We start from the raw sequence: 277 nt of genomic DNA on the forward strand, positions 1-277 counted from the left end.
GGCTTTTGGGGCGCCGACATTATTAACCATGTGGGTGAGCGGGTATTTTCCAGCCGGGCAGATGGCTTTACCGGCGATGGCACTGCACTGGGCTGGATTGGCGACGCCGCCACCGGCACTTTAGTGTCGCCTACTTTTACCATTAGCGAAAAGTACCTTAATTTCCTGATTGGTGGCGGCACGAATCCGTTCGACCATCCACGGGCCACGGCCGTGGTGTTGCGGGTAAATGGCAAGATTGTCCGGCATGCATCAGGCAATGGTGAAGCCAATAAAG

At 55.6% G+C, this 277-nt stretch carries 1 protein-coding gene; it reads left to right on the forward strand.

The genetic code is table 11. The features are described from left to right. On the forward strand, positions 1-277 hold a 277-nt coding region (locus SB773_RS31385; RefSeq protein WP_410594206.1), incomplete at both ends, for a hypothetical protein.

It is taken from the genome of Bacillus sp. SIMBA_074, from assembly GCF_046534555.1.
In the GTDB taxonomy this organism is placed as follows: Bacteria; Bacillota; Bacilli; order Bacillales; family Bacillaceae_G; genus Bacillus_A; species Bacillus_A mycoides.